General features: G+C 70.8%; 12 protein-coding genes. 8 read left to right on the forward strand and 4 right to left on the reverse strand.

Going from position 1 to position 14,129, the window contains the following annotated elements:
• The first annotated feature begins 283 nt into the window (after positions 1–283).
• The 3 genes from AB0A74_RS40050 to AB0A74_RS40060 all read left to right on the forward strand — a co-directional run bounded on the left by AB0A74_RS40050 (position 284) and on the right by AB0A74_RS40060 (position 3,103).
• On the forward strand, positions 284–1,483 hold the full coding sequence (locus AB0A74_RS40050; RefSeq protein WP_358258069.1) for an MFS transporter: 1,200 nt from the start codon (positions 284–286) through the stop codon (positions 1,481–1,483).
• Positions 1,484–1,549: 66 nt separating this feature from the next.
• Positions 1,550–2,209 (forward strand): hypothetical protein, encoded by a 660-nt coding sequence (locus tag AB0A74_RS40055; RefSeq protein WP_358258071.1) that lies wholly within the window; start codon positions 1,550–1,552, stop codon positions 2,207–2,209.
• 60 nt (positions 2,210–2,269) lie between these two features.
• The gene (locus AB0A74_RS40060) at positions 2,270–3,103 is read left to right on the forward strand and encodes a transporter substrate-binding domain-containing protein (protein ID WP_358258073.1); all 834 of its coding nucleotides are present in this window, start codon (positions 2,270–2,272) and stop codon (positions 3,101–3,103) included.
• A gap of 25 nt (positions 3,104–3,128) precedes the next feature.
• On the opposite strand, the gene AB0A74_RS40065 is transcribed toward AB0A74_RS40060, so the two are convergent.
• From AB0A74_RS40065 to AB0A74_RS40075, 3 genes are all read right to left on the reverse strand, one after another.
• On the reverse strand, positions 3,129–4,454 hold the full coding sequence (locus AB0A74_RS40065) for a cytochrome D1 domain-containing protein (protein ID WP_358258075.1): 1,326 nt from the start codon (positions 4,452–4,454) through the stop codon (positions 3,129–3,131).
• Between the two features lie 61 nt (positions 4,455–4,515).
• A complete protein-coding gene (locus tag AB0A74_RS40070) occupies positions 4,516–5,787 on the reverse strand; it encodes a hypothetical protein (protein ID WP_358258077.1) in 1,272 nt (423 codons plus the stop codon).
• 14 nt (positions 5,788–5,801) lie between these two features.
• A complete protein-coding gene (locus AB0A74_RS40075) occupies positions 5,802–6,677 on the reverse strand; it encodes a glycosyltransferase (protein ID WP_358258079.1) in 876 nt (291 codons plus the stop codon).
• 97 nt (positions 6,678–6,774) lie between these two features.
• Here AB0A74_RS40075 and AB0A74_RS40080 point away from each other — a divergent pair, with 97 nt between their 5' ends.
• From AB0A74_RS40080 to AB0A74_RS40090, 3 genes are read left to right on the forward strand one after another with little or no spacing between them, the layout of a single operon-like run.
• Positions 6,775–7,857: a glycosyltransferase gene (locus AB0A74_RS40080; RefSeq protein ID WP_358258080.1), complete on the forward strand. Its 1,083-nt coding sequence runs from the start codon at positions 6,775–6,777 to the stop codon at positions 7,855–7,857.
• Positions 7,854–9,275 (forward strand): lipopolysaccharide biosynthesis protein, encoded by a 1,422-nt coding sequence (locus tag AB0A74_RS40085; protein ID WP_358258082.1) that lies wholly within the window; start codon positions 7,854–7,856, stop codon positions 9,273–9,275. Before AB0A74_RS40080 ends, AB0A74_RS40085 begins: the two co-directional genes overlap by 4 nt.
• Positions 9,276–9,293: 18 nt before the next feature.
• Positions 9,294–10,496 (forward strand): glycosyltransferase family 1 protein, encoded by a 1,203-nt coding sequence (locus AB0A74_RS40090; RefSeq protein WP_358258084.1) that lies wholly within the window; start codon positions 9,294–9,296, stop codon positions 10,494–10,496.
• Here AB0A74_RS40090 and AB0A74_RS40095 read toward each other — a convergent pair.
• The gene (locus tag AB0A74_RS40095) at positions 10,493–11,446 is read right to left on the reverse strand and encodes a hypothetical protein (protein WP_358258085.1); all 954 of its coding nucleotides are present in this window, start codon (positions 11,444–11,446) and stop codon (positions 10,493–10,495) included. The genes AB0A74_RS40090 and AB0A74_RS40095 overlap by 4 nt on opposite strands.
• A 101-nt stretch (positions 11,447–11,547) precedes the next feature.
• On the opposite strand from AB0A74_RS40095, the gene AB0A74_RS40100 reads away from it, so the two are divergent.
• On the forward strand, positions 11,548–12,648 hold the full coding sequence (locus AB0A74_RS40100; protein WP_358258087.1) for a hypothetical protein: 1,101 nt from the start codon (positions 11,548–11,550) through the stop codon (positions 12,646–12,648).
• A gap of 53 nt (positions 12,649–12,701) precedes the next feature.
• Positions 12,702–13,964, forward strand: coding sequence for an O-antigen ligase family protein (locus AB0A74_RS40105; RefSeq protein WP_358258089.1), 1,263 nt, complete (start codon positions 12,702–12,704; stop codon positions 13,962–13,964).
• Positions 13,965–14,129 lie beyond the last annotated feature (165 nt).

Consider the following 14,129-nt stretch of genomic DNA (forward strand, 5'->3'; position numbering starts at 1 on the left):
GCAAAAACTTTTTGGCCCGACCCCCGAAAAGTGTGGTAGCCCTTCGGGCAGGTCATACGGTGGGGAACACGAAGGCCCCTTGTGGCTGGGAGCCCAAGCCAAAAGCACGCCGCTGCGCGGCGGGGCGCCGCGCTTCGCGCGAGCGGAAGGCGCGCCGGTGGTGGCGGAGAGGGGCGGGTGGCGGAGAGGGGCGGGTGAGCGGCGGGAAGGGTGGGTGTGGCGATCAAGGCCACATTCGGCCCTGCCCCCGGTAACGGCTACCAACGGTGACCGATAAGGGGGCATGTACGTCGCATCCGTCCGACCCACCAACCACATCCGGGGCAAGGTCCCCGGCACCGTGGTGGCGTTGGGCACGGTCAGTCTGCTGACCGACGTCTCCGCCGAGATGGTGACCGCGTTCATGCCGGTCTACCTGGTGTTCACGCTCCAGATGAGCTACGCCCAGTTCGGCATCCTCGACGGTCTCTACACGGGTGCGACCGCCGTCCTCCGCCTGGTCGGCGGGCACGTCTCCGACAAGACCCACCGGCACAAGGCCGTCGCCGCGTGCGGTTACGGACTGTCCGCGGTCACCAAATTGCTCTTTCCGCTCGTCGGCGCCAACGCGTTCGGCATCGGTGCGACCATGGCTGCCGACCGGGCCGGCAAAGGGCTTCGGACCGCTCCTCGTGACGCCCTGATCTCGCTCGCCACTCCTCCCGAGCGGCTCGGCGCGGCGTTCGGGGTGCACCGCACGATGGACACCGTCGGCGCGCTCCTCGGGCCGCTCGTCACCTTCCTGCTGCTCCACCAGATCGGGATGGTCGCGGGCCCGGTGTTCGTGGTCAGCGCGTGTTTCGCCGCGGTCGGGTTGATCGTGCTCATCGCGTTCGTCCGGGAGAACCGCCGCGTCACCCGGCCCGGACCCCGGCCCTCCGTCAAGGCCGGGCTGGCGCTGCTCCGGCAAGCGGGTTACCGCAAGGTCGCCATCGTCGCCGCCGTCCTCGGGTTGGCGACGCTGTCCGACGCGTTCGTGTTCATCCTCGTGCAGAAGTCCACCGACATCTCCCCCGGTCTGCTGCCGCTCCTGCCGCTGGGCACCGCCCTGGTCTTCCTGCTCGCGGCGACACCCGTCGGGTTGCTCGCCGACCGGGTCGGCCGGTGGCGGGTGTTCCTGGTCGGGCACGTGTTGTTGCTCGCCGTGTACGTCCTCCTGCTCACCCCCGGGTCGGGGTACCTCGGGATGGGGATCGCGTTGGCGCTGCACGGCCTGTTCTACGCCGCGACCGACGGTGTGCTCTCCGCGCGCATCAGCACGCTCGTTCCCGAATCCTTGCGGGCTTCGGGGTTGTCCGTCATCCAGACGGGGCAGGCGCTCACCCGGCTGGTCTCTTCCGTCGCGTTCGGCTTCCTGCTCCAGTTCGCGGCGTTCGGCACGGCCGTCCACAGCGCCATCGGGGCGCTCGTCCTCGCCCTGGTGATTGCTTGGCGGATGGCCTGATCCCGCGCCCCTGAACCGATATCGTGGACGCTTCACCGGGTTCGGGGAGGAACCGCAGGAGCCGCCGTGAAGCGACCGTGGTGGGTCGTCCAGCTGTTCTGGGCCGCGCCGCTGCTGGTGGGCGTGTCCTGTTTCGTCATGTGGTTGCTGTTGTTGGGCAACAAGGGTGAGGGCATCGCCGACGCCGTGTCGCTGCTCGTCGGCACGGCGTCCCTCATCGTGACCGTGCTGGGCTTCCAGCACTCCGGCACGGTCCGCACAACTGCGGTCGAACGGATCCGCAAGCCCCTGCCGCGCTGGGTGTTCGCCGCCGTCCCGGCGCTGCTCGGGGTGCTCGGCGGGCTCGGGTTCTGGCTGGTCGTGGTCAAGCCGGACGTGCCGGTCACCGACCTGGTCGAGTTGTCCAACGCCGAGGACATGGCCGACGGCGAGCAGGCCAGCTTCCGGGTGCCGGGCAGCCCACCCGAACGGCGGTACCTGTTCGTCACGCCGACCCTGGTCAACCACGAGAAGGTCGGCGACTGCGTGGGCTCGGCGCGGCTGACCGTGACCCTCGTGCGCGACGGCCGCAAGGACGCGCCGCTGGAGGACCGGCTGTCCGGCCGCGAGATCCGGCTCGACCTGCGCGGCACCGCGCGCGAGGCCCGGGTGCTGGTCGAGCTGTCCATGCCGGACGAGGCGTGCCGGGTCGACCTGGGCGTCACCGAAGCCGTGCTTTACAACTGACAGGCCCAGCAACCGACGCGCCGGCAACCGGCGCGCTCGACGACCGAGAGGACAACCAGCATGTGGAGACGGGTCGCCGCGCTGGGCTCCGCCCTGTCACTGCTCTCGGCGTGCTCCCTGCCGCCCGCGACGCCGTCCGCGCCGCCGGTGGCGTCCGACCGCCCGCTCAACGTCGGCGTCGGCACGGACATCCCCGGCCTGGCCCTGCTCAACCCGGACACCCACGAGCGGCGCGGGTTCGACGTGGACCTCTACCGGTGGCTGGGCCACAACACCGACCCGGAGTTCACGCCGGTCGAAGTGGACGTCATCATCGCCCAGCGGGTCAACGCGCTCGCGCAGGGCCGCGTGCAGATGGTCGTGCACACGTTCTCGATCACCGACGAGCGGCGCGGCAAGATCGGGTTCGCCGGGCCGTACCTGCTGTCCAAGCAGGGTTTCCTGGTCCGCTCGGACTTCGACCGGCCGATCCGCACCCTGGACGACCTGGCGGGCCTGACGGTGTGCACCCAGTCCGGCAGCACGTCCTACGACCAGCTCACCGCGGGCGCGCTGAGGGACCGGGTCACCACGACCACCGAGATCGGCACCCGGCAGTGCGTGGACCGCCTCCAGCGCCGGGAGGTCGACGTCGCCTCGACCGACCAGATCATCCTGCACGGCTTCGCGCGGCAGACCCCGGGCCTGAAGGTGCTGGACCTGACCTTCGGCGCGCAGGAGCGCTACGGCGTCGGGCTGCCCAAGCACGACAAGGCGCTGTGCGAGCGGATCACCGACGGCCTCAAGGGGTTCATCACCAACGGCGCGTGGGACCAGTTCTTCCGCGCGAACTTCGGCGACCTGAGCCCCGAGGGCTACAAGCCGGACCCGTACCGGCTCGACCCGTGCCCCTAGAGCACGAGCCGAGCCGGACCGCGGCCTACAGCAAGCCGATCGAGCCGTGCGCGACCGACGGGCCGTGGGTGGTGTCACCCGGGTACGCCGCCGTGTAGCCCTGCAGCAACGTCGCCAACCCGACCAGCAGCGGCACGTTGGCGTCGCACGAGGCGAAGCCGGACGCGTTGGTCACCGCCGTGCACAGCGCCTGGCCCTTCACCGTGCGGAACGCCACCGTCTTGCCCGCCACCGGCTTCCCGGTGTGCGACTCGGTCAACGTGGCGTCCATGCCGCGCACGGTGAACCCGAGCAGCCGCAGCTGGAGCGTGGCGTGCCCGCCGGCCAGCTTCGTCGGCGCGGGCGGCACGGCGTGGATGGCGATGCCGACCGGGTTGACGCCCACGGCGATCGTGTTGACCACCGACAGCGACGTGGTGTCCACAATGGACACCGAGTTGCTGTTGAAGTTCGTCACGTAGGCCTTGGCGCCGTCCGGCGTGAGCGCGACGCTGACCGGCCGGTCACCCACCGGGACGGCCACCAGCGGCGCCATCGCGGGGATGTCCAGCACCGACAGCGAGTCGGCCTCGCTGTTGGTCACGAACGCCCGCGTCCCGTCCGGCGAGATGGCCACGCCGTGCGGGATGAAGCTGACCGGGATCGTGCCGAGCACGGCGTGCGACGCGGTGTCCACGACCGCGACGTTGTTGGAGAACTTGTTGACCACCAGCAACCGGCCGCCGTCGGGCGTCACCGCCACCGCGGTCGGCGTGTTGCCGGTCGAGATCTCGGCGACCTCGGCGTTGGTGAAGGTGTCCACGACGGACACCGTGCCCGCGCCGACCACGTCGTGCGCCACGAACAGCTTCTTGCCGTCCGGCGTGATCGCGACGCCGTCCGCGTTCGGGCCGACGTCGATGGTCGCGGTGGCGGTCAGGGTCGCGGCGTCCACCACGGACACCGTGCCGCCGCGGTAGTTCGACACGTACACGTGGCCGCCGCTGGGCGACACCACCACGCCCGCCGGGCCGTCCCCGACCGGCACCGCGGCGTCGATGGTGTTGGTCGGCGTGTCGATGACCGTGAGCGTGTTGTCGCGGACGTTCGTCACATAGCCGCGCGCACCGTCGAACGCGACGCCGACCCCGTAAGGGGAATCGCCGCCCGCGTCGGACAGGGTGCTGGTCAGGGCGTCGGTCGCCGTGTCGAGGACGGACACGCCGCCCCCGTTGTTGGCGATGTAGCCGAGAACGCGGGTCGGCGCGGCCACGGCCGACGCGGACGGCACGAGCAGGGCGGCGCCCAGGGCTGCGACACCGCACAGCGCGGGCATCTTGCGGATCGGTCTGAGCCGTTCTGTTCCGGGCACGTTCGGCCTCCAAGTCGACTGGGATCCCGCATTGCCCCAATCGCCGTAGCGGCCCCGGCCGTTAGCCAGACCCGGAAGCCCGCGCCTGGAACCGGTACACGTGCACCTGGTAGGGCCCGAAGTCGTCCACGATCTTTCCGTTCTCGATGGATACAGTGCGGTTCTCGTCCACGACGGTCGCCGTCCCGGACCGCACCGGCACGCTGATCTCCACCCGGGCCGCGCCGCTGCGGGGGACCGAGGTGTTGCCGTCGGTCTGCGCGATCACCCACTTGGCGTCTTGAGCCTGCTTGTGCAGCACGGAGACCGGGATGCCGTTGTCGCTCTTGGCCGTCACGCCCGGCAGGCTCGCCGCGTTGAGCACCGGCGCGAGCGCCTGCAGCCGCGCGTTGACCGCCTTGACCTTCGCGGTGATCTCCGGCCGGGTCAGGACGCTGGAGTACTCGCCCTTGCCCTCGGTGTAGAAGCTGTGCGCGAAGTAGTTGATGCCGGTGGCCCCGTGCAGGATCGTGTTCCACACGGCGGACTCCACCTGGTCGGGCTCGATGGTCTCGCCGTGCGTGTGCGGGTGGCCGGTCTCGACGAACCCGTACAGCGGCTTGTCCGGGCCGCACCACTTGCGCATGGTGTCGATGACCTCGCCGTAGCTGAACGCGCCCACGCGGTCACCGCGGTCGGGGTGGGTCCACCCGTAGTAGTCCGCCGACGCGATGTCCGCCGCCGAGCAGTAGGTCTTCATGTCCTCTTCGTAGGACTTCTCGACGTACCCGTAGCCCACGCTGCCGCCCGGGGTGCCCATCCACACGCCGAAGTTGATGTAGGTGGGCCGCGACGGGTCCTTGGCGCGGGTCTCGTCGGACTTGGCCAGGATCGCCGACGGCTGCATCTCGGGGTGGAACACGTCGCCGTAGACCTTGTTCATGTCCGGCTCGTCGGCCACCAGGTAGCCGACGTAGTTGTGCTCGTGCCCCTGGTCGCCGAGCACGGTGTCCACGCGCTTGGGATCGACGTAGACCCGCCAGTCGGTCTCGATCAGCCCCTCCCGGCGCAGGTACCACCACTCGTCCTCCCACAGCCCGAGACCGGTGCCGATGCCGATCCCGGGGTAGGCCTTGCCGAGCTTCACGCCGTTCTCGACGCCCGACGGGTCCTGCATCCACACGGTGATCGGGAACACGTTCGGGTCGCCGGTCGGGTTCGGGCCGTTGGCCCACTTCTTGTAGTAGTCGACCACCGGGGCGGGCGGGGCCTGCGGCTGCGGCGGTGCGGCTTCGGCCTCGCACGCGGCGGCGGTGAGCAGAGCGGCCAACGCGAGGTGACGGGCACGAGCCATGTCGTCGTCCTTGGTCAGCGAGCCGGGGGCCGGCTCGACGAGGTGGCGCGGCCACGTGCGGCCAGCACCTGTTTGGCCTTTTCGAAGCCACCGGGTCCGAGGACGCGCATGGCCGTCGTCTTGGCCAAGTATCGGGCGGTGTCCCGGGCCACCCGCAAGGGATGTCCCACGAACCGGTCACGGACCACCACCCGGCGGTCGGGCTCGGGCACGTCGTCCAGCGCGGCGCCGAACGCGGCGCGGTGCGGGGTCGGCGACACGAGCCGGCCCCGGGTGCGGTTGCTCACGTTCCCGCCGTGCACGACCTGGAGCCAGCCCGGCGCGCCGCCCACCGAGACCACCTCGGCGTGCCGGTGCAGCCGGTTGTGCCAGTCGGCCCAGCACGTGATCGGCGCGTCCCAGGACTCCCGCACCGAGGCGAACGCGTTGTCGGCGTCGTGGTGGGCGTACAACCCGGTCGGGCTCTTGACCAGGCCGTTCGCCAGGTACAGCGCGGTGCGCGGCGCGGTCGTGCGGACGGCCTGGAGGCGGGCGACGAAGTCCGCGGCCAGGCCGTCGTCGTTGTCGAGGTTGGTGGTCAGCAGGGCGTCGCCCCTGGTCGGGAAGAGCTTGGCGATGTCCTCCAGGAGCTCCTCGCGGCTGACCTGCTCGCGGAACACGGGCGTGTAGGTCTCGCCGTGCTCGCGGATGCGGTCCTTGAGCCACTCGGGGCTCTCCGGGTCGAAGTAGATGATCCACTTGAAGTTCGCGGACGTCTGCGCGCGCACCGACGGCAGGCAGTACCGCTCGAACAGCCCGACGCGCTCGGTCAACCACCCCTCCCGCGCCCGGACGACGCTCTCCGCGCCGACCGAGGGCAGGTTGAAGCGCGTCAGCACAACGTGGTCCATCCGGAGACCCCTTCCCGTCGACCGGTACATCGGGATCCGGGGCCGGTCGTTATCGCCGCCGAGTTAACGATCCGTGCCCGGCCGCGATGTGTAGGACGTGACTCAAGCCCCGACACGACCCACGGTCGACGTCGTCATCCCCTGCTACAACTACGCGAGGTTCCTGCGGGCCTGTGTGCGCAGCGTGCTCGACCAGCCCGGCGTGGACGTGCGGGTGCTGATCATCGACGACACGTCGAGCGACGAGACGCCGCAGGTCATGGCGGAGCTGATGCAGGACCCGCGGGTCGAGGGCCGCCGCCACGAGGTCAACAGGGGCCACATCGCGACCTACAACGAGGGCCTGCTCGAATGGGCCAAGGCCGACTACACGGTGCTGCTGTCCGCTGACGACCTGTTGGCGCCGGGCGCGCTCGCCCGCGCCGCCGCGGTCTTCGAGGCGAACCCGAACGTCGGCATGGTCTACGGGCGGGTCGTGTACTACACCGCCGACGGAGTCGACGATCGGACCGCAGCCCACGACGACCCGGTCCTGCCGAAGATCCTGACGCCGCCGGCGGGCACGACGGTGTGGTCCGGTGTGGACTGGATCGAGAACCGGTGCCGCACCGGGCAGAACGTGCTGTCCTCCCCCGAGGCCGTGGTGCGCACGTCGGTGCAGCACCGGGTCGGCGGCTACCGGCCGGACCTGCCGCACGCCGGCGACCTGGAGATGTGGATGCGCATCGCCGCCGTGTCGGACATCGGTTACGTGCGCGGCAAGCCCGCCGCGTACTACCGGGTGCACCAGCAGAGCATGTTCCGCACGCAGTTCTCGTCGGTGTTCGCCGACCTGGAGCAGCGACAGGCCGTGTTCGACCGGTTCTTCTCCGAGCACCCCGACCTGCCGCCGCGCCTGAAGCACCTGGCCGACCGGTCGATCGCGAAGGACGCCCTGTGGCGGGCCGTGCGCGCCTACGACCGGGACAAGCTGGCCGAGATCCCGGTCGAGGAGCTGGTGGACTTCGCCCGGTCGGTCTACCCGCACGCCGAGCGGCTGCCGGAGTACCGGGCGCTGAAGCGGCGCAAGGCGCTGGGCGCGAAGCTGTGCAGCCGCACCCAGGTCTTCGTCGGCGCGCACCTGGTCAAGCGCGGTCGCGGCCTGGTCGGCAAGCAGGTCTGGAAGTGGCGCGGCCAGTGACCACGCTGGAGCGCAAGGTCAGCTCGGCGATCCGGTGGAGCGCGATCAACAGCCTGCTCCAGCGGGTCTCCCAGGTCGGCGTCGGCATCCTGTTGGCGCGGCTGATCGCGCCCGAGCAGTTCGGCGTGTTCGCGGTCGCCCTGGTGGTGCTCAACATCGTGATGAGCGTCAGCGAGATGGGCGTGAGCGTCGCGCTGGTGCGCACGGACGAGCCGGTGCGCGAGATCGCGCCCACGGTGACCACGCTGTCGATCCTGTCCGGTTGTCTGTTGTGCGGCATTTGCGTGCTCGGCGCGCCGTTCTTCGCCGACGCGATGGGCACACCGCAGGCCACGGGCGTGATCCAGCTCATGTCGGTGGCGTTGGTGATCGCGGGCGCTTCGGCCGTGCCGGGCGCGTTGCTGCAACGGGAGTTGCGGCAGGACCACAAGTTCGCGGCCGACACGTCGGCGTTCGTCGTTGGCACGACCGTCGTGGTGGTGCTGGCCGTCCTCGGGTTCGGGGCGTGGAGCCTGGCGTGGTCGCGCATCGCGACCAACCTGACCGCGGCCGTCGTGATGTTCGCGTTCACCAAGGAGCGCTACCGGCCGGGGTTCGACCCGCGGCGGGCGCGCGAGGTGCTGGGGTTCGGGCTGCCGCTGGCGGGGGCGTCGCTGCTGATCTTCGGCGTGCTCAACGTGGACAGCATCATCGTGGGCAGCGTGCTGGGCACGGTGCCGCTGGGCTTCTACCTGCTGGCGACGAACCTCGCGAACTGGCCGGTGGGTGCGTTCTCACAGCCGGTGCGCAGCGTGTCGCTGGCGGCGTTCTCCAAGCTGCGTGACGACCCGGAGGCGTTCCAACGGGCGTTCGGGCGCGCTTTGGGGTTGTTGGCGCTGTTCACCGTGCCGGCGTGCGTGCTGTTGGCGTCGTTGGCCGACCCGTTGGTGCGCACGGTCTACGGCGAGCGGTGGGCTCCCGCGGCGGCGGCGTTGGCGGCTTTGGTGTTGCTGGGCGCGATGCGGGTGGCGTTGGAGCTGGGGTACGACTACCTGGCCAGTGCCGGACGGTCGCGGGCCATCCTGGTGATCCACGTGGTGTGGTTGGCCGCCTTGGTGCCGTTGCTGGCGTTGGGTGCGCACCTGGACGGCATCCGCGGTGTCGCTTTGGCGCAGAGCGTCGTGGTCTTGGTCTTCATCGTGCCCGCTTACCTGATCGCGTTCCGGCCCTACGGAGTTCGGGCGCGGGCGTTGGGCGTGGCGGTGGCACGGCCCGTGGTCGGCGGTGTCGTGATGGTGGCCGTGGCGCTGGGCGTGCAGTGGTTCGTCGCGGACCCGTTGTGGCGCTTGATCGTCGGTGGCGCGCTGTCGCTGTTGGCCTACACGGCCGTCGTCTTCCCGCTGCGCCACGAGGCGCTCGGCCTGCTGCGGAGGGGTTAGCCCGTGAAGCCTGTCCAGGTGTTCCGACGTCGGGCGCACCAGGTGTCGCGCATCGTGCGGGAACAGGGGTTGCGCACCCTGAGCGCGCGGGCGCTGCGCACGGCGGCCAAGCGGCTGGGCGCGGACGCGGAGGTCTTCCCGGTGCGGCTGGAGGACGTGCGGGCGGCGGACGTGTCCGCGCGCAAGCCCGTCGTGGTGCCGCCGGTGCCGGCGGACGGGTCGCTGACGATCAACTGGATCAGCACGCCGCCCGCGCCGGGGTCCGGCGGCCACACCACGATGTTCCGGCTGGTCCAGCACCTGGAGTCGCTGGGCCACACGTGCCGGCTGTACCTGTACGACGTGTACGGCAGCCGGGCGGTGGACCACGAGCCGGTGATCCGCGCGGCGTACCCGGGGTTCCGGGGCGGGGTGTTCGACGTGACGGACGGCATGGCCGACGCGCACGCGGTCTTCGCCACGGCGTGGATGACCGCCTACCCGGCGTTCAACGACCCCTGCGCCGGCAAGCGGTTCTACCTGGTGCAGGACTACGAGCCGTGGTTCTTCCCGGTGGGCGGGCTGTCCGCGCTGGCGGAGAACACCTACCGGATGGGCTTCCACGGCTTCACCGCGGGCCGGTTCCTGGCGGAGAAGCTGCGGACCGACGTGGGCATGCCGGCGGACTGGTTCGACTTCGGCTGCGACGCGGACCGGTACCACCTGCGCGACGACGCCGTGCGCGACGGTGTCGTGTTCTACGCGCGGCGGCTCGCGCCCCGGCGGGCGATCGAGATCGGGTTGCTGGCGCTGGAGGTCTTCGCCGAGCGGCACCCGGACGTGGTGATCCACACCTACGGCGAGAAGATCGGGTCGTTGGGGCCGAAGCACGTGGACCACGGCCTGGTCACGCCGGACGAGCTGAACGCCATCTACAACCGTTGCTACGCCGGGTTGACGCTGTCGATGACGAACGTCTCGTTGGTGCCGCACGAGATGCTCGCGGCGGGGTGCGTCCCCGTGGTGAACGAGGCCGGGCACAACCGGGTCGTGCTGGACAACGACCACGTGCGCTACGCCCCGGCGACCCCGCACGACCTGGCGCGGGCGTTGTCCGATGTGGTCACCACGCCGGACTTCGCGGCGGTGGCCCGCGCGGCGGCGGCGAGCGTGTCGGGGAGGTCCTGGGACGCCGCCGGGCACGAGCTGGAGAAGGTCCTGCGCCGGGAACTGCTCGTCTAGATCGGCGAGGGCGAGGTGGCGTCCCTGATGACCAGGGTCGCGTCGCTCCGGCCGTCCGCGGGGACCGTGTGGATGGACGCCAGCTTGGCGTCCTTGGGCACCGCGGAGAACGCCAGGCGGTCGTTGTCGAGCCAGGTGGCCTGGTCGTCCACGCCCGCCGTGCCGGGCAGGCGGCGTTCCTCACCGGTGGCCAGGTCCAGGACGGCCAGGTCCCAGGGGCCCAGGCGGCCGATGCGCTTCTTGTAGGCCACCTTGGTGCCGTCGGGCGACAGCGACGGGCACTCGGCGTCGCGGCGCAGTGACGTGACGCGACGGTCGTGGAGGTCGCCCTTGACCAGCCAGGTGAAACCGCCGGAGGCGAGGGTGGCGTAGAAGGTGCGGTCGTCGGCGGCGACCGTGAGGCCCCAGTAGTTGACGTCCTGGGCGGTGTGGGGCTTGCCCTCCACCTCGGCGGCGAAGCCCTCCAGGGACTCGACCACCTCGCCGGTCCGCAGGTCGAAGTAGCCGGTGCGGGTGGAGAAGCCGCCCGGGACCAGGTAGGAGTCGCCGGTCACGAACGACGTCCACGACACGACCCGGCCGGAGGCCGAGACCTTGGCCCGGCTCGGCACGCCCGGCAGCGGCACGGTGCGGACCACGGCCCCGTCGCGGGTGATCTCCGCCGCGTAGGTGGGTCCGGGACCGGCCAGGCGCAGGCACACCGTGGTGCCACCGGCCCGGTACACGCGCTGGCAGGCAAGGTCGGTGCCGTCGCGGGTGTCGGGGGCGGCCAGGGCGACCCGCTCCACGCGGCTGCGGCCGTCGGCCAGCTCCACGAACATCAGGTCGGCGTCCACCGCGGCGGTCGGCGCCGTGGGTTGACCCCGGACAACCGTCGTCACGTACACCACGCCGGCCCCGACGACCAGTACGATGGCCAGGACGGCGAGCACCACGCGACGCGAGCCCAAAGTCCATCACCACCTGTAACGACCGGGCCGGAGTCGGCCGATTTCTACAGTAACAAGACCCTGCGGCACGCGACTCAGGGTGGATGCGGATCGGGGAGCGGATGGACTTCTGGGGTGCCGTGCGGACGCTGCGGAGGCGGTGGTACATCGCCGTGCCGTCGGCGTTCGTCGCTGTCGCGGTGGCCATGGGCATCTTCGTCTCGATCCCGACCCGCTACCAGTCCTCCGGCGTGATGGTGCTGACCACGCCGGCGGCCGGCGGCACGTTCTCGCAGAAGGTCACGCCGGAAGAAGCGGTGAAGATCAACCCGCTGCTGGCCTTCGACGGCAGCCTGGCCACGACGTCGCAGATCCTGTCCCAGATCCTGGCCGACCCGAAGACCCGCGAGAAGCTCGGCATCGTCAAGGACTCGCCGCTGAACTACACCGCGACCGGCGGCGGCCAGAACGGCCCGTTCCTGTTCGTCACGGCGGACAGCGACACCCCCGAGGCGGCCGAGAAGATGGTCACCACGGTCCTGGAGTTCGCGACCAAGGAGCTGGACGACCAGCAACGCAAGCTCAAGGCGCCGGAGTCGACGTTCATCACCTCGCAGGTGATCGTGAACCCGACCGAGGCGGAGGCGCAGATCGGCGGGAAGGTGCGCTACGCGGGCGCCGCGTTCGTGCTGCTGATGCTGCTGACGACCGCGGCGACCTTCGGCTCGGACAGCATCCTGAACCACCTCCGCCGCCGCCGCGAAGCCGCGGCCAAGGCCGCCGGCGACGCCGACCCGAAGGCCGACGACGACGCCAAGCCCACCGACGAGCCCCGACCCGAACCGCCCGCCCGACCGACCGCCACGTCCGCCACCGCCAACCCGGCTCCGCCCGGCGGGCCCGGTTCCGTCGGCGCACCGGGCCCGGCCGGCGTGCCCGGTTCCACTGGCGCACCGGGCCCCGGGTCGAACGGTCAACAGCGCCCGGTGGTCGGTGGTCAGCCCGCCACGCACCCCGGCCCCGGCCAGCCGGTGCCCAACGGCGCGCAGCGGCGTCCTCCGGGCCCGCCCGTGCACCGGCCCACGGCCAGTGAGCAGACGGTCAAGGTGCAGGCCCCGAAGGCCCCGGCCCCCAAGGCCCAGCCGACCGCCAGCGAGAAGACGGTGAAGATCGCCGTGCCGCCGCCCAAACCGGCATGGCCGACCAACGACGACGGCTCTTGACCGCCCAGGAGACGCGCGTCCGGCAGCGTGCGGACGGGGCCACGCTCGTCTGCGTGTACCTCCTCGCCCTGCTGATCGTCCCGGCCCGCCTGGTGCTGTCGTTCGTGCCGATGACCCTGCCGCCGGCGCTCGTGGTGGCGTTGCTGCTGGGCGTGCTGTGGCTGTCGGCGCAGATGGTGGACACGCTCGGCATGGGCAAGGGCCGCAACGTCGTCCGGTTCGCCATCGGGCTCTACCTGGCCGGGCACCTCGCGACCTACGCCGTGGCCACGCGGCGGTGGTTGCCGACCGACGAGCTGACCGTGGCCGACTCCAGCATCGTGCGGATCACCGCCACCATCGCGCTCGCGGTGTTCATCTGCGACGCCGTGCGCACCAAGGAACGGCTGGACAAGGTCCTCAAGCTCATCCTCGGGTGCGCGGCGGTGATCGCGTTCGTCGGCCTGGTGCAGTTCGGGCTCGGGGTGGACCTGGCGAGCTACGTCAGCATCCCCGGCCTGCGGGCGCAGGAGAACGGCTACGCGGTCATGGAGTCGCGGTCGATCTTCCGCCGGCCCACCGGCACCACCAACCACCCCATCGAGTACGGCCTGATCTGCGCGATGGCCGTCCCCCTGGGCGCGCACTACGTCTTCCGGGCGAGGGACGAGGGCACACCGTACGTGCGGTGGCTGGTGTGCCTGGCCCTGGTCGGCCTGGGCGCGATGACCGCCCTGTCCCGCACGGCGATCCTGGGCATGACCGTCGCCGGGATCATCATGGTGATCACCCTCCCCCGCCGGCAGCGCGTCACGGCGGCGATCGTGGGCGGCGGGTTCTTCCTGGGCGCGGCCGTCGCGGTGCCAGGGCTGTTCGGCACCTTGCGCGGCATGTTCTCCAACATCGAGGACGACCCGAGCGTGAAGGCCAGGACCGCGGACTACGCGGCGGCCGCCGAGCAGATCGACCTTAACCCGTGGCTGGGCAGGGGTTTCGGGACCTTCCTGCCGACGAAGTACACGATCCTGGACAACCAGTTCCTGCTGACGTTGATCGAGAACGGGTACCTGGGCCTGTTCGCGCTGATCGGGATGTTCCTGGCGGCGGCGTACGCGGTGGTGCGGGTCCGGATGATCAGCGAGGACGAGCACCTGCGCGGCTTGGCGGCGTGCGCGCTGTCGGCGGTGCTGGCAGGCGGGATCGCGTCGATCACGTTCGACTTGCTGGGCTTCGGAGTGGCAACCGGACTGGTCTTCGCCTACATCGGGCTGGCGGGAGCGATGCTGCGAATAGCCCGCGAGCAACGAGCGAACGAGACCCAATCCCCCACACCCTGACCACTTCGCCGCGAAGCGGCGTCTTCCGCCGCGAAGCGGCGTCTTCCGCCGCGCAGCGGCGTGCTTTTGGTGGTTCGGGCTCCCAGCCACAAGGGGCCTTCGTGTTCCCCACCGTATGACCTGCCCGAAGGGCTACCACAGATTGCCGGGGTCGGGCCAAAAAGT

Origin of the sequence: Saccharothrix sp. NPDC042600 (assembly GCF_040647305.1) — a bacterium.
Taxonomy (GTDB): domain Bacteria; phylum Actinomycetota; class Actinomycetes; order Mycobacteriales; family Pseudonocardiaceae; genus Actinosynnema; species Actinosynnema mutabilis.